Below are 18,185 nucleotides of genomic sequence, written 5' to 3'. Positions count from 1 at the left end.
CTTTGCTGGTCACTGCTGTTCGCGCTCCGTGCCGCGCCCCATGCACACTGCCGCGATCAGAGCCATCACGACGCCTGCGCCGCAGGCGACGCCCTGCACGAACCCGGAAGGCAGTGCAAAGCTCAGTACCAGGAGTGCAAGTCCAGAGGTCAGAAAGCCAACCGTAGAGTTGTGTGTCGAAGAACCCCTAAACATGCCCGCAGCGTAAAGGGGCGGAGAACCGTGCTGGTGAGCGGGTAGCTGGATGGCCCCCGGACGCCCAGTACGCCTTGCAGCGGACGTTGCTGGGTCCGCTTGGACGTCGTGCCTTCGTCGTCGTGTGCGTCCGCGTAGCGGCTGGTCAGGGACCCGGAACAAGCGGAGGCGCATACTCCCCGTTATTACCTCTTGTGAGGCGAATTCCTTGCGGATCCGTTCAGCATGAGGGGCCGATTCTGAATCGGCCTCGCCGCGACGTCGACTTCGCACCGCTGCGTGAGCAGGACCTAGTCGCGGCCGGCTTCGGCCAGCCGCCTGACCGTCACCCGGTTGTGTGATGGCCGGGGCGGTGGGACCGCGAGACGATGATCATCGTCCCCGACCGAAGGTGTGGGTGACCGCCGTCGGTATCGAACCCAGATAGGGAGCTGTCATGACAACACGTCAGGATCTCAAGGCACGCGACATCATGCACCGGGACGCCCAGTGCATCCCCGCACACGAGACGCTGGACCGCGCGGCGCAGGTGATGCGCCAGCTCGACGTGGGCGCTCTGCCCATCTGTGACAACGATCGTCTCTCCGGCATCATCACCGACCGCGACATCGTCATCCGGTGCGTCGCTGAGGGCCATGACCCGGGCAAGGTCCGCGCCGCCGACCTCGCCCAGGGGACACCACGGTGGATCGACGCCGACGCCGACGTGCGTGACGTCCTTGACTCGATGGAGCAGCACCAGGTCAAGCGGCTGCCGGTCATCGATAACGGTCGGCTCGTGGGCATCATCAGCGAATCCGACCTCGCCCGGCACCTCACCGACCAGCAGATCGCCGAGTTCGTCGGCAAGGTCTTCACGCCGCACCGGTGAACCGGAGGACGGCGAGGTACTTCCTCATCGCGTGGGCTACGACCCGGCTGCACGCCGACGCAGGTGAGCGGGAGGCGGAGCGGTGCGGGGAAGGAAGGATGTCAGTGTTGGGGGGCAGACTGTGGTGCATGACTTTGGTGACCGCACAGGATTACGCCTGGATACGTTCCTCCCCGGTGTTCCGCAACGCGATAGAAGGCGGATACGGCCTGATCCTCGTACGGGGCGTCGCCCCCGGCGACGTACTGCGTGTGATGAGGGCAGATCCGCAGGGCACGTGCACGGGGGTAGACGCGCTGATCGAGCAGCATCTGGACCAGCGTGATGCGACGGATTACTGGGACGACTCCTTCATTGCGGGCGCTTTCACCGTGCCGGGCACGGACGGCGATTGGACGCTCGTCCTGCAGTTCGACGGGGGCGTGGGGATGCGGCCGCGCTTCCTGGAGGCCCTGTCGGCGGGCGGGCGGGCCGTGGCGCATTCCACCAACGGAGGCGCTCCCATCGACCTGTTCCACTGGTACGAGGCCGGTGAGCTTCGGACCAGCTTCGAATGGCCCACCGACAGGTACGGCAGCACCCCGGACGACCTGGTCCCCGTGATGCGTGAGATCGGCTTCGACCTGACCGAGGACGAGGACGGCACCGGCCCGAGCACCGACACCAAGGCGGCGGTCCTCGCCCTCGCCGAGCGACTGACTGGCGTACGGCTCACGGAGGAGCTGCTCAAGGACGCCGAGTACCACCTCGGGCACGTGCCGGAGGAACCCGCCGAGGAGTGGACCAAGTTCGTCATCGACATCACCGACGCGCACGGGGAACGGTTCTACAAGGAAGTCACCCGTGAGGAGGCCGAGGCTGCTTCTGCACGCGCCCGGGCCGAGGCCGAGGCGCCGGTCGTCATCCTCGGGCCCTCGTCCCCCGCCCCCTGACTCTCCCGCTGGCCAAGTCCTGGCAGGGTGCCACCGCGTCCCTATGACCTTGCTTCGAGCTCTGGATGGAGGCCGGGCCGCACGAGATGACCATCGAGCGGAACGGCACCGTCTTCCATGGCGCTGGTGAACCCCCAGGCCGCACCCGTCACAGCAGGGCAGCGGTCGGTGCCCCTCGGGAGCGCGCGGGCCGGGCACGGCAGCTACCCGAGCGGTCAGGTCCAGGTCGAGGCGCCTGTTCATGTCGAGCTCGAACCGGCCGTAGGGGTTCACGTGAGTCCAGAACAGCGGGGAAAGCGCCCGCCGGTCGGCATTGGGCTCGGCTGCCCACTTCGGATCGGCGAGGACCTGCTGCATCAGCAGCGTGTTGACGTGTTCTCCGAACCTTCGGTTCGTCGAGCTTCGGGGCGGCCGTCCTGTTGTTCAGCACCAATGTCCGGCCGCGCGCGTGATGGCCTGTGCGACAGGGCGGTGTTGAAGGTGTCGAGTTCGGTCAGGGCTTCGCGGAGATTGACAGGGGACGCCTTCGCCGATGGTGGCAGCGATCCGCAGCATCCGGCCTCGCTGCCTGAGCAGGGAAGTCGGCCCTGGTCGGGGGCCCGTCACCGCGGTGGGCCAGTCGATGCCCGTGGTCACCTCCCGGGTGTCGAAGTCGGTCCCGGCGAACAGAACCGGCCTCGGAAGTCGGAACGGTGAAGCCAGAACCGGTGGGCGATGACGAGCTCGACGGCGGCGGTTGAGCCGTGCACTCCGCGGGCGTGGGCTCGCAGGTGCCGGTGCAGCTGTTCAGTCGGCGGGTGTCATGAGGGTCCTTGGTCGCGATGACGGTCCGGCTGGCGATATCGCGGAAGGCGGGTATGCCGAGGTTGACGGTGGTGGTCCGGCGAGTCCGCTCGTCGAGCTGGGCGAGTTTCTGCACGGCGCCGGCGAGGCTGACCTTGAGCCCTTCGACTTCGCCGAGCCACTCCTCTCGTTCGGCTTCGGCGATGCGGTCGAGCAGGTTGTCGCGGATCTCTCTGATGCGGTCACGCTGGTCAGGATCGGGCCGCAGGGGGGTAGGGGGCGTGCAGCGGGAGGTTATTCGGGTGTTCCGGTTCACGCGGGACCCCACCCCGGCCAGGAGGAAGGACTGCTCCGGCATGCCGGAGCAGCTCGCTGGGCGTTCAACGATGCGCTGGGGATGAAGGTCGCGGTGCATCAGCAGTGGCGGGCCGAGGTTGAGTCGCTCATCGATCAGGGTGTGCCGGAGGCCGAGGCGCGGGAGAAGGTGCGGGTGCCGGTGCTGACGAAGCCGGCGACCCAGAAGGATCTGAACCGGATCAAGGGTGATTCGCGGACCGGGGGACTGCCCGAAGGCGTGCTGGGCGTGTGCTGGGGCCGGCGCGGCCGTGCCCGTGGTGGCATGAGGTGAACACCCACACGTTCCGGTCGGCGTTCATCGACGCTGACCGGGCATGGGGGAACTGGCGACGTCGACTTCCCCCCGCTGCGCGAGCAGGACCCGACGGCGGCCGGCTTCGGACAAGCCGCCTGAACGGGCCCGGGCGGAGTCGGCATCATGATGTCCATGGACGATACGCACAACGTCCTCACCAAGGATGAGGTGAACGACCTGCTTTCCTCAGGTAGCAGATAGGTGGTGCACGTGGTATTCACGACCGGGGTGTTCCGCCGTCATGTGCCCACTCCGTCGTCCGGTCCGGATGACAGGACCGTGTTCAGCCTGCGCCTGAGGTGGTCCCGTTCGGGTTCCGTACCGGCCAGCTCGAGCGCTTCCCGGTATGCCGTGGCGGCCTCGGGCAGCCGGCCGAGCTGGTGCAGCAGGTCTGCCCGGGCAGCCGGGTAGGGGTGGTAGCGGCGCAGTGGCGGCTCGTCGGCCAGCTCGTCGAGAAGCGCTAGGCCCGCCTGCGGGCCGTCGCGCATCGCCACCGCCACTGCGCGGTTCGATGCGACGATGGGGGACGGGGTGAGCTGGAGCAGCACGTCGGAGAGCGCTGCGATCTGTGGCCAGTCGGTGGTCGCAAGGTCGGCGGCCTCGTCATGGAGGGCGGCGATGGCCGTCCAGGGCATCCATCAAGCCCTCGACGCCGACAGTTGAGTCAGGTCCGCGGCACCCTGCCGCGACGAGCTCGCCGGAATGCGGCCGTTTCAGGTTCAGCTCGGACCGATGTGGCCTGGCATCACTGCTGTGACGGTCGCGGTCTACCCGGAGGACGGAACGGCCGCGCTCAATGACCGAGTCCGCACGGCGATGGAGAAGGTCCCCGGCATTACGCTGAGGCCCCGTGAACTGCAGTTTTGGCCCCCACTCGTCGCTAGCGTACGCGCGTCAGGACTTCCCGGACCGGAAGCTCAACCGGGCACTGCGCGCGCTGCGGCCCCCGCGGGTGGACATCACCATCAACCGGGTCCACCTCGTCAACCTGGCCGCCGCTCTCGCCCCGTCAGCCGGGACCAAGCCATGCGCGCCCTCACCGAGGGCGTCGATCCATGCGCCCTGTGCCGCCCCGACACCGAGCTCGGGATCTCATTGTCTCCAAGCACTTCTTTGGGCTCCAGCGCACGGAGTTGAAGCGGCTCCATGGAGTAGGAAGTTGATCTGGCTCCACTTGTGGGCTCGTATGTCCGGTGTCCCTTTCTCGCTGACGGCGGCCCTTGCCCGGCCCATGGGACAGGAACACGAGACGAACGACTGCCTGAGCGTTCGCCCGTGGTTCAGGTGCCGATGAGCTGGAGGGAGGCCCACAGGGCGAGCGTCGCCAGGGCGAGTGCAGCGGGGACGGTGAGCAGGCCGAGGAGGGTGAACTCCTTGAGTTCGACCTCGTGGTCGTGGTGGTGGGCGATGCGCCGCCACAGCAAGGTGGCCAGGGAACCGGCATAGGTGAGGTTGGGGCCGATGTTCACACCCAGCAGGACTGCGAGGACCGCGCCCGGTCCGGAGGGGGCGGCCAGGGGGACGAGGGCCAGGACGGCGGGCAGGTTGTTGATCAGGTTGGCCAGCACAGCGGCCAGCGCGGCACTGCCGAGGAGCGCGGGCAGGCCGGCGCCATCGGGCAGTACGCGGCCCAGGGCAGTGCCGAGCCCGTTGTCGACGACCGCCCGCACGACGATCCCGAGGGCGAGGACGAAGGCGAGGAAGGGCAGCGAGGCGGAGCGGATGATCGCGGCCGGGGTGGTGTGTCGGCGGACCAGGGCCCGTGCGGCCATCACGGTCGCGCCGGCGGCAGCGGCCCAGGCCGGGTCGATCCCGGTCGCGGAGGCGACGGCGAACCCGGCGAGGGTGGCGGCCACGGTCACGAGGGCGAACAGCGGTATCTGAGGCGGCTCGGCCGCCTCCGCCTGGCCGGTGGGGGCATCGAGGTCGGCGGCGAAGAACCGTCGGAAGGCGGCGTATTCCACGGCGATCGCCACCAGCCACGGCAGCAGCATGAGCAGCGCGAAGCGCGTGAACGTCAGCCCGGACGCGGTAAAGGCCAGCATGTTGGTCAGGTTGGAGACCGGCAGCAGCAGGGAGGCCGTGTTCGACAGGTGCGCGCTGGCATGGACGTGGGGCTTGGGCCGGGCACCCATGCGGGCGGCCGTGGCGAACACGACGGGGGTCAGCAGGACGACGGTGGCATCCAGACTCAGCGCCGCCGTGATCACCGACGCGAGGACGAACACCGCCCCGAGCAGCCGTCTTGGGCGGCGGTGGGCCCAGCGGGCCATCCAGGTCCCGCAGGCATGGAAGAGTCCCTCGTCGTCGCAGAGTGTGGCCAGCACCAGAACAGCGGCGAGGAAACCAATGACGGGGCCGAGCCGCTCAGCCTCCTGCCGTACGTGGTCGAACGGGACGGCGCCGCAGACAGCCAAGAGGACCGCGCAGGGCACCGCGAAGACCGCCTCCGGCCACCGGAACGGGCGGATGACGGCGCACACCAGTACCACGGTCAGCGCGGCGACGGACGCGGACTCAACCAGCATGCGCCCGATCATCCACACCAGGTGCCAGCACCTGAGCGCCGGGGCCCCAGCTCCCGGGAAGGCCGCTCAGCCGCTGGGGCGGAGCAGCTCGATGCCCAGCGGCCCGGACGCGGCGGGATAACGGGACCTGTGCTTCTTCACCAGTACGACTGGCGCCATGGCCCCGCCCTGGTCACCCGCCGTGCAGGCCGGCCTGGTGGCGGTCCGCTCGGCTGTTTCCTTAACTTGTTCTTTAATCTTTCAACCGATGCAGGGCGATAAGCGTCTTCCCGCGTCGGACGGTTTTGCCTACGTCGCAGCGGGGTGCCCGGCGCCTGTTCCTCGTGCCGGGTGGCCGTCGGGGGCCTGCCCGGTGGGGTTTCGGTGCTCTGGTGGGACAGGGCATGTGCTGGCGGAGGTTCCGAAACGTCCGGCGGACTCGGGCCGGGGTGAGCCGGCCGGGTGCGGCCGCTTTCTCCCACGGGTGCCGCAGGTCCCGGGCCAGTGGGCGGGCGAGCCTGAGCTGTGTGTATGCGGCGATGATCAGCCAGGTCCACCGGTCGGCCGCTTCCGGCTCCCGAAGCCGGGGCCGGGTCCAACCCAGAGTCGGCAGTCGGTGTGGGCGTTGTGCTCCAACAGTCGCGAGAGTGACATCGTCGTGCTGATGGTGGCATCGCCCGAGGTTAGGACAGGTGTCAGACAGAGTCGCTCATGGCCGCCAGGGCCGAAGGGCCTGTTCGGGTGGCAGGCGTACAGCTCAGCTGACCGGTCGCGGCATCTGACGTAATCCATCCAGATGGGGCGTTACGGGTTGCGGCTACCGGGAACCGGTTCCGTGGTGTCCGGAAGGTCCGGCCACACCACCCAGGAAGATGCAATCAGTCATGCGGCACAGCGCAGATGTCATCGCAGAACTGACCAGGGACCATCGCGAAGTGGACGATCTTTTTGAAAAGATCGAAGAGGCAGCGCCCGAGGCCCAGGAGCGTAAGCGGCTGGTGGATCAGCTGACGATCGAGCTCGTGCGGCACTCGGTGGCTGAGGAGATGTATCTCTACCCCGCTGTGCGTCGTCATTTGACGGACGGGGACGCGCTCGCCGACAAGGCGATCGCTGATCATGGTCGGGTGGAAAGGCTGCTCAAGGACCTTGAGGGGCGCGACGTCGATGACACTGACTTCAACCACCTGATCGTCAAGCTCCGGACCGAGGTGACCTCCCACATCAAGGACGAGGAGAGCCGCCTTTTCGTGCAGCTACGGGCTGCCTGCGCCCAGGACGACCTGTCGGAACTCGGGGACAAGATGCGTACGGTCAAGAAGGTCGCGCCTACACGTCCCCACCCGAGTGCGCCCACTGCGCCGCCCGTCAACAGACTTCTGGCGCCTGGGACGGGGCTGGTGGACCGGGCCCGGGACTTCGTCACCGGCAGGGGCAAATAGAGACTTCCTGGGGAGAGGGCATTCTCATTGACGGGCATTGGCTGATCGGCACGACCGCACGGGCGATGTCGCTCGCGTTCTCCCCGACCCCAGGTCGGGGAACTTGTCGAAGCCCTGCCAACGGGTTGACTCACATAGCGGCCCCCGTATACCCGCGTTCGTCCGCGCCAGCTAGGCACGCGAGTACCTGGGACCGGCCGAAGCACCAGGCGTGTACGAGAACATCCTTCTGAAAGTCACACGAGGCGGAGGTGATCCGCCGAATCCTGTACTCGGACATGCGGGCGCCACCAAGAAGACGATGTCAAGGCGGATGAGGGGAGCAGGCATGGGCGCTGACAGGGCAACCCGGTCGACATCCGGGCAGGGAACGAGGCTGGACGGGCCGGCGGGGCTGGATGTCGAGGCTCTGGTAGGTGTGCTGCGTGAGCGTGTCGATAGCGAGGTGCGTTTCGACGCGGGCAGCCGAGGTGCGTACGCGACGGACGCGTCGAACTACCGCCAGGTTCCCATCGGTCTCGTCGTGCCACGCACTGTGGAGGCCGGAGCGGAAGCGGTCGCGGTGTGCGCCCAGTTCGGGGCGCCCGTGCTGTCGCGTGGTGGCGGTACGAGCCTGGGCGGACAGTGCACGAACACAGCGGTCGTGATCGACTGGACGAAGTACTGCAACGGGGTCGTGTCGGTCGACGCCGATGAGCGGACGTGTGTGGTCGAGCCGGGGATCGTGCTGGATGAGCTCAATCATCAACTGGCTCCCCATCTCCTCAAGTTCGGCCCCCAGCCCGCCACTCACAGCCACTGCTCACTGGGTGGCATGATCGGAAACAACTCGTGCGGGGCCTCCGCTCAGGCATACGGGAAGACCGCCGACAACGTGCGCCGGCTGGAGATCCTCACCTACGACGGGACCCGGCTGTGGGTTGGACCGACCTCGGACGAGGACTTCGAGGAGGTCGTGGCGGGCGGGGGACGTCCCGCGGAGCTGTATCTGGGACTGCGGGACATCGCGGACCGCTACCGGGAAGACATCAGACGCGGGTTCCCGCACATCCCGCGTCGGGTCTCGGGATACAACCTCGACGCGTTGTTGCCGGAGAACGGTTTCGATCTCGCCCGTGCTCTGGTCGGCAGTGAGGGCACCTTGGTCACCGTCCTGCGTGCCGAACTGGCCCTTGTACCGGTGCCACCCTCGGACGCCATCGTGGTGCTCGGCTACCCCGACATCTGTTCCGCTGCCGATGATGTCCCGCGGTTGCTGGAGCACAGCAATCCGACACAGCTGGAAGCCCTGGACGGGAGAATGGCCCAGTTGATGCGGGAAGAGCACATGTTTCTCGATTCACTGGATGTCTTCCCGGAAGGGGAGAGCTGGTTGCTGGTGCAGTTCAGCGGTGAGAGTCAGGAGGATGTCGACGAGCAGGGACGTGAGCTGCTCCGGGCTCTCGGCCGCGCTGCAGATGACGCGACCGTGGTGTTTTCGGACGACCCGGCCCGCGAGCAGAAGCTGCTGAAGGCCCGGGAGGCCGGCCTCGGGGTAACGGCGCGTCTGCCTGATGACCGGGAGACGTGGGAGGGTTGGGAGGATTCCGCTGTCCCGCCCGAACTGCTCGGTGGCTATGTGCGGGACCTCAAGGAGTTGTTCGCCGAGTTCGACTACGACGAGCCCTCTCTTTATGGGCACTTCGGCCAGGGGTGTGTGCATACCCGCATTCCTTTCGACCTCAAGTCCGCGGACGGCGTCGCTGCCTTCCGGGAGTTCGTGTCGCGGGCCGCCGACCTGGTCAGCTCCTATGGCGGGTCGTTGTCCGGCGAACACGGGGATGGCCAGGCCCGCGGGGAACTGCTGTCGAAGATGTTCGGCGAGCGTCTGGTCGCCGCGTTCGGTGAGATGAAGGTGCTGTTCGATCCGGGCAATCGGATGAACCCCGGCAAGATTGTCGCTCCTTACCGCCTCGACGAAAACCTTCGGCTCGGTGCGACATGGAAGCCAGAAGTCCGTACGACACATTTCGGCTATCCCGATGATGAACGTTCCTTCACCAAAGCAGTGATGCGCTGTGTCGGAGTCGGTAACTGCCGTGCGCAGCGCGGCGGAGTCATGTGTCCGTCCTACCGGGCGACTGGTGAGGAGGAGCACTCCACCCGCGGGCGGGCGCGGCTTCTGTTCGAAATGCTGGGTGGGCACGCTGACTCAGCCGTCAGTGACGGCTGGCGGTCGACCGAGGTCCGTGACGCGTTGGACCTGTGTCTGGCCTGCAAGGGCTGCAAGTCCGACTGTCCTGTCGGGGTCGATATGGCCACCTACAAGGCGGAATTCCTCGCCCACCACTACGCGCGGCGGCTTCGGCCTGCGGCGCACTACTCGATGGGCTGGCTGCCGTTGTGGGCGCGGTTGTCCCGGCTCGCGCCGAGACTGGCCAACGCCACGCTGAACGCACCGGGTCTGGCCCGCGTCGGCAAGAGGCTGGCCGGAGTTGCCACCGAGCGCCCGGCACCGGTCCTTGCGCAAGAATCCTTTGTCCAGTGGTGGGCCGCCCGGGGAGCACCCGAGCCGGGCCCTGCCGATCCTCGGGCGGTCGTTCTGTGGCCCGACACGTTCAGCACCTACTTCCACCCGAATGTCGCCAAGTCTGCGGTACGCGTGCTGGAGGACGCCGGTTTCCGGGTAGCAGTCCCGACGCAGGCGGTGTGCTGTGCGTTGACGTGGATCTCCACCGGGCAGTTGGCCATCGCGAAGCACGTCCTGCGTCGTACTCTTGACGTACTCAAACCGTGGATCGAGGCCGGCACACCGTTCGTCGGCCTGGAACCGTCGTGCATCGCCGTGTTCCGTGCCGACGCCCCCGAGCTGCTGCCCGATGACGAGGACGTCAAGCGACTGGCCCAGCAGTTCCGCACCTTCTCCGAACACCTTCTCAACCACGCTCCTGACGGATGGTGGCCGCCGATGCTGCGACGACAGGCCACCGTCCAGACACATTGCCACCAGCATGCGGTGATGAAAGACGACGCCGACCGTGAGCTGATGCGTCGTGCCGGGATCGACGCGGAGGTGCTGGATGCGGGGTGCTGTGGGCTCGCAGGCGACTTCGGATTCGCACACGGCCATCACGAGCTGTCCATGGCCATCGCCGAGCAAGGGGTTCTTCCGGCGGTGCGGGCGACCGCGCCCGGCGCGCTGGTGATCGCCGACGGTTTCAGCTGCCGCACACAGATCGAACACGCGACGACCGGTCGGCAAGCCATACATCTGGCGGAAGCCCTGGCGCTCGGCCTGCAGGGCTACCTGCCCGCCAATCACCCGGAGAAGCTCACCGCACGGCCCGGGGCTTCCCCGCGTGACGCGCGCCTGGTCACAGCGGGGGCGCTTGCCGCCCTCGGTGCGGCGGCCACGGGCATCCGGGCATGGGCCCTGCGTCGTGCCAGCTGATCCCGACCGACTTCGGCTCCCTCAAGGCGACACGAAAGGAATTCCCATGTCGATCAAGGTATCTGACTACATCCTCCAACGGCTGCGCGAATGGGACGTCGACCACGTCTTCGCCTATCCCGGCGACGGCATCAACGGCCTTCTCGCGGCCTGGGAACGCGCGGAGAACACACCGAAGTTCATTCAGGCACGGCACGAGGAGATGTCCGCGTTCCAAGCCGTCGGATACGCGAAGTTCTCCGGCAAGGTCGGCGTCTGCGCAGCCACATCAGGCCCCGGAGCGATCCATCTGCTCAATGGTCTGTACGACGCGAAACTCGACCACGTTCCAGTCGTAGCGCTCGTCGGGCAGACCGACCGCAGCGCCATGGGCGGCTCCTACCAGCAGGAGGTCGACCTGATGAGCCTGTACAAGGACGTCGCCTCGGAGTTCTGCGAGATGGTGACGGTTCCGGAACAGCTTCCGAACGTCATCGACCGGGCGATGCGCACGGCGTACGCGCGACGGACCATCACGGCCGTCATCGTCCCGGCCGACGTACAAGAGCTCGACTACTCTCCTCCCACCCACGCGTTCAAGATGGTCCCGTCCAGTCTCGGGATCGCCGAGTACGCTTCGGTGCCCGCTCAGAACGAGATCGCGCGCGCCGCCGAGGTACTGAACGCCGGCGAAAAGGTCGCCATTCTGATCGGGCAGGGAGCGCGGCACGCTCGCCAGGAAGTCGAGGAAATCGCCGACCTTCTCGGCGCCGGGGTGGCGAAGGCGCTTTTGGGCAAAGACGTGTTGCGCGACGACCTGCCGTTCGTGACCGGCGCGATCGGGCTGCTCGGCACCCGCCCCTCGTATGAGCTGATGCGGGACTGCGACACGCTGCTGGTGATCGGATCCAGCTTCCCCTACACGCAGTTCATGCCGGAGCTCGACCAGGCCCGAGCCGTACAGATCGACATCGATCCTTCCATGGTCGGCCTCCGCTACCCATTCGAGGTCAACCTGGTAGGCGATGCGCAGGAGACACTCAAGGCACTGCTGCCGCAGGTGAAGCGGAAGAAGCACAGAGCCTGGCGCAAGAAGATCGAGAAGGACATCGCGCGCTGGTGGGAGGTCATGCAGCGGCGCGCAGCCGTGGACGCCGACCCCATCAACCCGGAGTACGTCGTGCATGCCCTCGACGAGCTCCTCCCCGACGACGTGATCCTGGCCTCCGACTCCGGCTCGGCCGCCAACTGGTACGCCCGCCACCTGCGGATGCGCGGCTCCATGCGAGGCTCCCTGTCCGGCACGCTGGCCACCATGGGACCAGGGGTGCCCTACGTCATCGGCGCCAAGTTCGCCCACCCCGACCGCCCGGCGGTGGCCATCGTCGGCGACGGTGCGATGCAGATGAACGGCATGGCCGAACTCATCACGGTGGCCAAATACTGGGCCGAATGGCAGGACCCACGACTCATTGTCGCCATCCTCAACAATCAAGACCTCAACCAAGTCACCTGGGAACTGCGCGCCATGTCCGGTGTCCCGCAGTTTCTGCCGTCACAGGCGATCCCGGAGGTCCCCTACGCCGACTTCGCCCGCTCCATCGGACTCGACGGCGAACGCGTGGAGAAGCCCGGTGAGGTGGAGACGGCATGGCGCAAGGCCCTCGACGCCGACCGGCCGTACGTCCTCGACTTCCGCACCGACCCCGCCGTACCACCGATCCCTCCGCACGCCAGCCTCGACCAGATCGAGGCCGCGGCAGCCGCGATCGTCAAGGGCGACACCGACCGCGGCAGCATGATCCGGCAAGGGATCAAGGCGAAGGTCCAGGAAATTCTTCCCGGGACGCGGCACCGGGAGGACCGCCGAGGTACCGAGGAGAACGGATAGGCCGATGGCTGCTGTCCCTCCGGGCGGACCCGGCCCCCTGGTGGACCGCGTTGATGCCGCCGTTTACACCGTGCCCACCGACGCTCCGGAGGCCGACGGCACCCTGACGTGGGACACCACCACCATGGTGCTCGTCCACGTGCGTTCCGGAAGCGTGACCGGCCTCGGCTACACCTACGGCTCGCCGGCCACCGCCCCGGTCATCGCCGATGCGCTCGCCGAAGTGGTCGTAGGCAGGTGCGCCTGGGACATCCCCGCCATCAATGAGGCGATGAGCCGGTCGGTGCGCAACGCCGGCCGGCCGGGCCTGGTCGCCGGTGCGATTTCCGCCGTCGACATCGCGCTATGGGATCTGAAGGCACGCCTGCTCGACCGCCCGCTCGTGCACGTGCTGGGGACGAACCAGCCCGACGTACCCGTATACGGCAGCGGTGGATTCACCACCTACGACGACCGTCAGCAGGACCGGCAGCTGCGACGCTGGGTCGAGGAACAAGGCATCCCACGGGTCAAAATCAAGATCGGCGAATCCTGGGGCAGATCCGAACAGCGGGACCGGGAACGTATCGCGCGGGCACGCCGCAGCATCGGGGAGACCGCAGAACTCTATGTAGACGCCAACGGGGCCTACACCCGAAAACAGGCCATCCGGCTCAGCTCCTACCTGGAGGGCCAGGGAGTCACCTGGTTCGAGGAGCCCGTCTCCTCCGACGATCTGACGGGCCTGGCACAGATCCGGGCGGCGGTCACGCCGGACGTGACCGCCGGCGAATACGGCTACAACCTGCCGTACTTCGGGCACATGCTCACCGCCGGGGCCGTGGACTGCTTGCAGGCCGACGTCACCCGCTGCGGCGGCATCACCATCTGGCTACGCGCCGCAGCGGTGGCCGAGGCGGCCGGAGTCCAGATCTCCGGCCACTGCGCCCAGCACGTTCAGGCCCACGCGGCAGCCGCCGTCCCCAACCTGCGGCACCTCGAATGGTTCCATGATCACGCCCGCATCGAAGACATGCTGTTCGACGGGGTCCTTGACCCCACTGGCGGGCACCTCACCCCAGGCGCCGACGGCGCACCTGGACACGGCCTGACGCTGCGCACAGACCCAGCCGAGCTCTACCGCACCGGTTGACCACGGAGAACCATGAGCAGCCTTGCGCCAACGCCCGAACACAGCGCCTATCCGCCCCAGCCACTGCATGACTACGCCTTCCTTGCCGACGGCGAGCGTGGCGCTCTGCTCGGGCCGCGCGGCGAGATCTGCTGGCTGTGCGCCCCCCGCTGGCACAACGAGGCTGTCTTCTCCACCCTCATCGGAGGCCGGGGAATCTATGCGGTGACTCCGAAGGAGCCGTTCGTCCCCGGTGGATCCTATGACGATGGTTCCCTGATCTGGCGAAGTCGATGGGTCACGCAGAGCGGCATTGTCGAGAGCCGCGAGGCCCTGGCCTTCCCCGGCGAACCAGACCGACTCGTACTCCTGCGGCGCGTGCTGGCCCGCGAAGGGCCGGCGCGCGTCCACGTCGTGATGCGTCCGCTCGCCGCATACGACAGGGAACCGTTGCGGGACATCAGACAGGACGACGAAGGGGCGTGGACCGCACGGCTCGGCGAGCTCTGCCTACGCTGGACCGGAGGCCGAACGGCCCGCCTGACGAACACGGGCAGCCGGGCCGGTCAACTCACCATGGACCTGACGCTCGATGCCGGAGACTGGCACGACCTGGTACTCGAAGTGAGCACATCCCCCCTGGCGATGCCGCCCGTCGACCCCTCGGCCGCCTGGGCAGACACGGAACGAGCATGGCAGGCAGCCGTGCCCGTACTGGAGACGATCGCGGGCCGTGACGCGCGACAGGCTTATGCCGTACTGCGTGGGATGACCAGCGCAAGCGGCGGCATGGTCGCAGCCGCCACCACGAGCCTGCCCGAGCGCGCCGAGGAGGGACGCAACTACGACTACCGCTACGTCTGGATCCGTGACCAGTGCCTTGCAGGCCAGGCCGTCGCCGCGACAGGCAACCAGCCGTTGCTGGGCGATGCGGTGCGCTTCGTCGAAGCCCGACTGCACACAGACGGCCCCGAGATGATGCCCGCGTACACGGTGACCGGCGGCGCTGTCCCCGACCAGCGGGAACTCGACTTGCCTGGCTACCCCGGCGGCTACGACCGCATCGGCAACCACGTCAACCGCCAGTTCCAACTCGATGCCTTCGGCGAAGCCCTGCTGCTGTTCAGCGCCGCGGCACGCCTCGACCAACTGGACAGGGACGGCTGGCAGGCCGCCGACATCGCCGCGGACACCATCCGACGACGATGGCATGAACCGGACGCGGGCATCTGGGAACTGAACAACCGCACCTGGACACACAGCCGACTGATCTGCGTCGCGGGACTGCGCAAGATGGCCGGTGCCGCGGCGCCCGGGCCCAAGACCCGGGAATGGTCCGATCTCGCCGGCGCCATTCTCGCCGACACCGAAGCCAGTGCCCTGCACCCCGAAGGGCACTGGCAACGCTCGCCCGACGATCCGGCAGTGGACGCAGCCCTGCTCCTGCCGGGACTGCGCGGCATGTTGCCGCCCGACGATCCCCGGACGCAGAACACACTCCGCGCCTATCTGAAGGAACTGGCCTGCAGTCACTACGCCTACCGCTTCCGGCACAACGACCGACCGCTGCCGGAAGCGGAGGGCGCCTTCCTGCTCTGCGGCTTCGTGACCGCATTGGCCGAACACCAACAGGGAAACGAGGTGGAGGCGTACCGGTGGTTCGAACGCAACCGCGACGCATGCGGAGCGGCCGGCCTCTACTCAGAGGAGTACGACATCGCCCAACGCCGACTACGCGGCAACATGCCCCAGGCATTCGTACACGCCCTCATGCTCGAAGCCGCGGCCATGCTCGCGAAGCGCGGTGCCCACTGATGGCTTCGCTCCATGCCGCTCGGAGCCTCCACCGCCGTCGCCGCGGTCGGCATCTTCGTCATCGGCGGCTGCTTCTCCTTCTTCCAGGGCATCGAAGCCCACCGTGCCGACCACACCGAATCACGTGCCGGTTACCTCGCAGGGGTTCTCCGTCCTCGGCGTCGCCTTGCTCGCTGAGGGGGCGTCACTCGTCAAGGCGCTGCTGCAGTTCCGCAAACAGGCACGTCGCGTACGCCAAGGGCTGCGTACGACATTGCCGATGACCGATCAGATCTACCTGGACATCACGGATGCGTCCGCTGAGGACCGGGCGAGGGCGCGCAGGGAGCGGCGGAGGCTGGACGACACGCCTGACGGCATTGCCTACAAGGTGCCACACGACGCCGAGGAGGATAAGAAGAAGCCCTGACCTGCGGTAATGCGGCCTGATTGATCCTCTGGGGCGCATCCTGCGGCAAGACGCTACGGCCCCGGCGTCGCTTTAGAGCGGCGGCGGGGCCGTAGGCTGCCCGTCGGTGAACAGCACCCGGGGGCAAGAGCCGCGCCGACCTTCACGCCTTTCTCGCTGGCATCAAATAATGCGCTGGCCGCCGTACCTGCCGCCGACACAGACCTTCAATTTGGCATTCACCCTCATGACTTTGCCGCCACCCTTGATGCACGTGCGGGCGGAGACGCCGGTGGGGTGGGCGTGACCGGTACGAGGTTGAGCTTGAGCAGCGGAGGCGCCGAAGGGCGCCAAGGTCGCCAGCATGGCAGAGGCGGCGAGCACGCCGAGCATCCGTCGAGTGCGCAAGGGGCCAGTCGGTGAACACGCTGTGTGATCAGTCGTGCACATCAATACCCGGCCTTTCTGGGACTACGCGCCTCCCAGCGGCTGGTCGGGAGAGAAGCAGCAGACAGTCGGCCCCGGCGCCCGTGGCGGGTACCGGGGCCGTGTGCCGTCGCGGGGCAAGCCCTATGCGATGGAGCGGCCCGGGGCGGAACGATCAAGGTACTACCCGCTCGTAAACCGCTGAACCGCATATGCCAGCGTGCCGCTTTCAGCGCGGCAGGATCCTTGAACCGTCAGCCTTCGAGTCTGACCGCGCCGGCGAGCACCTGCGCCCCCTGGTCGTCGGCGTGCTCCCCGAGTGGGCGACGTTCACTCCACTGTCCCGAAACGGGATTTTGCAGCAGCTCATGCGACATGTCCTCGTGTCTCCGCGGCCGTCGCGGTATGAAACGCTGGCGCGCGTCGTCCCCGTTGGGGGAGTCGGAAGAGACGATGTGGACGCCCGCCGTTAAGAACGGTGACCCGGAGCAACCAGGGGCAGCGCTGACCGATGATCCGTATCACTTGGGAAGACATGCCCGACACATGACCTGTCATCTGCCTGAGCCGATGGCGCACGCCACGGAACCGGGTTATGGCCCGTCTCTGCCGCGTGCCCGCGTCGATCTGTACGATCGTCGATCTGCACGATCGGATTCGTGCCTGCTTGCGGCCTGCGGGAACACCTGGCCAGTGGCGAGTCCTTCAGGCGACCGGTGATTGGGAGGCGAAGAGTTCAATCACTCGGGAGTTGTGGCAGCACCTTGGTGCGGTAGAAGTCGAAGAACCCACGCTGATCAGGCCCGATTTGTGTGACGTAAACACTGTCGAAGCCAGCGTCGACGTAGGACTGAAGCGCGCTCACGTGCTGGTCCACATCGTCGCCGCAGGTGATCGCGTCGGAAACCATGTGTTCGGTGACCAGTTCGCAAGCTTGTGCGAAGTGACGAGGTGTGGGCAGCAGCTGAGCCAGCTCCCCGGGCAGGAACAGGTTCGGCCACAGCCGGTGTACCGTGCGGACCGCCTCCATGCGGTCATGGTTCCAGCACACCTTCATGCCACCCCGCGCCGGTTTCCCCTCACCACCGTTCTTGCGGTACTCGGCGACCAGATCCTCGTCCGGCATCATCGTGATGTAGCCGTCGCCGATACGGCCGGCCAGCGCCGTGGCCTCGGGTCCGAAGCCCGATATTTCGATAGGGACGCTCTGATCGGGGACGGTGTAGAGCCGGGCGTTCTCCACGGTGTAGTGCTTGCCGTGGTGGCTGATCTCCTCCCCGGTGAGCAGTCGACGGATGATTCCCACAGCTTCTTCGAGCATCTCCAGTCGCACGGCTGCCTGCGGCCAGTCGCCACCGAGGATGTGCTCGTTGAGCGCCTCGCCGCTGCCCAGTCCCAGCCGGAATCGGCCACCCAGCATGACCTGCGACGTGGCCGTGGCATGGGCGATCACCGCCGGGTGAGTGCGCACGGTCGGACAGGTCACCGCTGTCTCCACTGGGAGGGACGTCACTTGCGAAAGCCCGCCGATCACCGACCAGACGAATGGGCTGTTGCCCTGCGCGTCGTTCCAGGGGTGATAGTGATCGGAGAGCCACAACTCCCGGAAGCCGGCCTGCTCGGCCATCCTCGCTTGTTCCAACAGGTCGTCAGGGCCGAATTCCTCGCAGGCCAGGAAGTACCCGAACGTGGTCATGGCAGCCCTCCAACCGTGCATTCCGATGCCACTAGTGGTGCTCGGGAAACTGCGTACTGCAGTGGCG

Annotated in this window: 13 protein-coding genes and 3 pseudogenes; 11 read left to right on the top strand and 5 right to left on the bottom strand. The window is 67.2% G+C overall.

What is annotated here, in order from left to right; translation table 11 throughout:
• Positions 1-631: 631 nt before the first annotated feature.
• The 3 genes from K9S39_RS01090 to K9S39_RS01075 all read left to right on the top strand — a co-directional run bounded on the left by K9S39_RS01090 (position 632) and on the right by K9S39_RS01075 (position 3,409).
• Positions 632-1,066, top strand: coding sequence for a CBS domain-containing protein (locus tag K9S39_RS01090; RefSeq protein WP_248861424.1), 435 nt, complete (start codon positions 632-634; stop codon positions 1,064-1,066).
• A 128-nt stretch (positions 1,067-1,194) separates the two neighbouring features.
• Positions 1,195-1,998 (top strand): DUF6461 domain-containing protein, encoded by an 804-nt coding sequence (locus K9S39_RS01085; RefSeq protein WP_248861422.1) that lies wholly within the window; start codon positions 1,195-1,197, stop codon positions 1,996-1,998.
• Between the two features lie 736 nt (positions 1,999-2,734).
• Positions 2,735-3,409: a helix-turn-helix domain-containing protein gene (locus K9S39_RS01075; RefSeq protein WP_248861420.1), complete on the top strand. Its 675-nt coding sequence runs from the start codon at positions 2,735-2,737 to the stop codon at positions 3,407-3,409.
• A gap of 263 nt (positions 3,410-3,672) precedes the next feature.
• On the opposite strand, the pseudogene K9S39_RS01070 reads toward K9S39_RS01075, so the two are convergent.
• Positions 3,673-4,056, bottom strand: a pseudogene (locus tag K9S39_RS01070) (RNA polymerase sigma factor); the annotation flags it as partial.
• Positions 4,057-4,135: 79 nt separating this feature from the next.
• Here K9S39_RS01070 and K9S39_RS41870 point away from each other — a divergent pair.
• Positions 4,136-4,570 (top strand): DUF6233 domain-containing protein, encoded by a 435-nt coding sequence (locus K9S39_RS41870; RefSeq protein ID WP_319949521.1) that lies wholly within the window; start codon positions 4,136-4,138, stop codon positions 4,568-4,570.
• 143 nt (positions 4,571-4,713) lie between these two features.
• Here K9S39_RS41870 and K9S39_RS01060 read toward each other — a convergent pair whose 3' ends face one another.
• Complete coding sequence (locus K9S39_RS01060; RefSeq protein ID WP_248861417.1) at positions 4,714-5,961, bottom strand: SLC13 family permease; 1,248 nt, start codon at positions 5,959-5,961, stop codon at positions 4,714-4,716.
• Between the two features lie 232 nt (positions 5,962-6,193).
• A pseudogene (locus K9S39_RS41865) lies at positions 6,194-6,547 on the bottom strand (NF041680 family putative transposase); the annotation flags it as partial.
• Between the two features lie 277 nt (positions 6,548-6,824).
• On the opposite strand from K9S39_RS41865, the gene K9S39_RS01055 reads away from it, so the two are divergent.
• The 7 genes and pseudogenes from K9S39_RS01055 to K9S39_RS01025 all read left to right on the top strand — a co-directional run bounded on the left by K9S39_RS01055 (position 6,825) and on the right by K9S39_RS01025 (position 16,017).
• Complete coding sequence (locus K9S39_RS01055) at positions 6,825-7,382, top strand: hemerythrin domain-containing protein (RefSeq protein WP_248861416.1); 558 nt, start codon at positions 6,825-6,827, stop codon at positions 7,380-7,382.
• 328 nt (positions 7,383-7,710) lie between these two features.
• Positions 7,711-10,812: an FAD-binding and (Fe-S)-binding domain-containing protein gene (locus K9S39_RS01050; protein ID WP_248861414.1), complete on the top strand. Its 3,102-nt coding sequence runs from the start codon at positions 7,711-7,713 to the stop codon at positions 10,810-10,812.
• 46 nt (positions 10,813-10,858) lie between these two features.
• The gene (locus tag K9S39_RS01045; protein ID WP_248861412.1) at positions 10,859-12,682 is read left to right on the top strand and encodes a thiamine pyrophosphate-requiring protein; all 1,824 of its coding nucleotides are present in this window, start codon (positions 10,859-10,861) and stop codon (positions 12,680-12,682) included.
• A gap of 4 nt (positions 12,683-12,686) precedes the next feature.
• Complete coding sequence (locus tag K9S39_RS01040) at positions 12,687-13,814, top strand: enolase C-terminal domain-like protein (RefSeq protein ID WP_248861410.1); 1,128 nt, start codon at positions 12,687-12,689, stop codon at positions 13,812-13,814.
• A gap of 12 nt (positions 13,815-13,826) precedes the next feature.
• On the top strand, positions 13,827-15,608 hold the full coding sequence (locus tag K9S39_RS01035; RefSeq protein ID WP_248861409.1) for a glycoside hydrolase family 15 protein: 1,782 nt from the start codon (positions 13,827-13,829) through the stop codon (positions 15,606-15,608).
• Between the two features lie 36 nt (positions 15,609-15,644).
• A pseudogene (locus K9S39_RS01030) lies at positions 15,645-15,837 on the top strand (cation diffusion facilitator family transporter); the annotation flags it as partial.
• A 30-nt stretch (positions 15,838-15,867) separates the two neighbouring features.
• Positions 15,868-16,017, top strand: coding sequence for a hypothetical protein (locus K9S39_RS01025; RefSeq protein ID WP_248869217.1), 150 nt, complete (start codon positions 15,868-15,870; stop codon positions 16,015-16,017).
• A gap of 162 nt (positions 16,018-16,179) precedes the next feature.
• Here K9S39_RS01025 and K9S39_RS01020 read toward each other — a convergent pair whose 3' ends face one another.
• Both K9S39_RS01020 and K9S39_RS01015 read right to left on the bottom strand, forming a co-directional pair.
• Positions 16,180-16,389 (bottom strand): hypothetical protein, encoded by a 210-nt coding sequence (locus K9S39_RS01020; RefSeq protein WP_248861407.1) that lies wholly within the window; start codon positions 16,387-16,389, stop codon positions 16,180-16,182.
• 769 nt (positions 16,390-17,158) lie between these two features.
• Positions 17,159-18,118, bottom strand: coding sequence for an LLM class F420-dependent oxidoreductase (locus tag K9S39_RS01015; RefSeq protein WP_248868550.1), 960 nt, complete (start codon positions 18,116-18,118; stop codon positions 17,159-17,161).
• Positions 18,119-18,185: the final 67 nt, after the last annotated feature.

The organism is Streptomyces halobius (assembly GCF_023277745.1).
Classification (GTDB): domain Bacteria; phylum Actinomycetota; class Actinomycetes; order Streptomycetales; family Streptomycetaceae; genus Streptomyces; species Streptomyces halobius.
Note: the sequence above shows the minus strand (reverse complement) of the source record. Positions and strands in the feature narration are given on the sequence as shown.